Annotated in this window: 1 protein-coding gene; it reads left to right on the top strand. The window is 63.7% G+C overall.

The window, feature by feature from the left end:
- Window positions 1-217: 217 nt before the first annotated feature.
- Window positions 218-1,551, top strand: a 1,334-nt coding sequence (locus tag ACFMO5_RS07245) for a DUF3536 domain-containing protein (protein ID WP_376792087.1), incomplete at its 3' end; no start/stop codon positions are given.

Here is a 1,551-nt window from a genome sequence, read left to right as displayed (position 1 = left end):
CGGCTCCCCCAAACCCTATCTTTTTTTATCCTCTCTCCCCACGGCCCTTTGGGCCGCGGGGAGGAAGGATCCAGGGGGGCGGGGTCATCGGCTTCTCACCCCCATATCCTTAAAAAGGAGCATTCGTGCGACAGCCAGAGCCATGAGGCCTCGGGTTCGGGAATGGCCTTTGGCCGGAGTTTTCTGACGCACGCTGCAAGGGAAACGGAGGTTTCCATTGAGCGGATCTCTTCCACTGTTAGCTGTGCATGGACATTTTTATCAGCCCCCGCGTGAAGACCCATGGACCGGCGAGGTTCCCCCGGAGCCGGGCGCGGAGCCTTATCACGATTTCAACGAGAAGATCACCGCGGAATGCTATCGCCCGCTGGCGGAGCGGTGCCTGTTCGAGCGGATCAGTTTCAATGTAGGGCCCACGCTGATCGCCTGGCTGGCGCGCCGTGCCCCGGAGACCTATCGGCGGATCCTGGAGGCGGATCGGGCCAACGTGGCTCGTGGGGTGGGGAACGCCATCGCTCAATCGGCCCACCACACGATCCTCCCCCTCGCTCGACGGCGGGATAAAATCACCCAGGTCTATTGGGGGATCAAATCCTTTCAGCATCGCTTCGGCCGGCACCCCCGGGGGATGTGGCTGCCGGAAATGGCGGTGGATCTCACCACGCTGGAGGTGCTGGCGGAGGCCGGTCTGACGTTCACGATCCTCTCATCCGAGCAGGTACGGGGGGCGCTGACCCAGGGGGCAGGTCCCTATCGGGTTCGCCTGGAGGCGAATGCTTACTTCACGGTCTTCGTTCGCGACCGTGACCTTTCCAACCAGGTCTCCTTTGCGATGCCATCCCTCGGGCCGGCGGATCGTTGGGCCAAAGGGGCCTTGCGGGGAAGGTCCCATTTGACGTTGCTGGCAATGGATGGGGAGACCTTCGGCCACCATCACCGGGAAGGAGTGGATTTCCTGGAGCGCCTGCTTCAGCCTCAGACCCCGGCTTATGAGGTGACGATCCTCCCCGAGTATCTGCGGGCGCATCCGCCGGTGGAGGAAATCGAAGTGATTCAGAACACGGCCTGGAGTTGCGCCCACGGGCTGGCCCGCTGGAGCATCGGGTGTGCGTGTACCCCGGGGGATTCGCGCTGGAAAGCGATCTTGCGAGCGGCGATGGATCTGCTTGCGGAGGAAATCGACGCCACCTATTTGGATCTGACCCACGGGCGCATCGGGAATCCATGGCGGCTGCGCGATGAGTATATTCACGTGGTCCTGGGGGTGATGGACGCTCGCTCGCTGCTGCGGGAGTTTGCCGATCGCCCCCTCTCCGCGGATGTTGAGCAGCGACTTCTGTGGGCCCTCCAAGCCCAGGTCCATCGCCAGCGTATGTTCGCCAGCTGCGGGTGGTTCTTTGAGGATCTGGATCGCCTGGAGCCGCGCTTGGTGATCCGTCAGGCCGCCCGGGCCATCGAGCTCGTTCGGGAGGCCACCGGGGTCGATCTCACGGAGGGCTTCCGTCGGGCCCTGGCCCTGGCCCGGAGCGAGCGAACGGGCAAAACCGGAGC

The organism is Thermoflexus sp. (assembly GCF_042408365.1).
Taxonomy (GTDB): Bacteria; Chloroflexota; Anaerolineae; order Thermoflexales; family Thermoflexaceae; genus Thermoflexus.
Note: the sequence above shows the minus strand (reverse complement) of the source record. Positions and strands in the feature narration are given on the sequence as shown.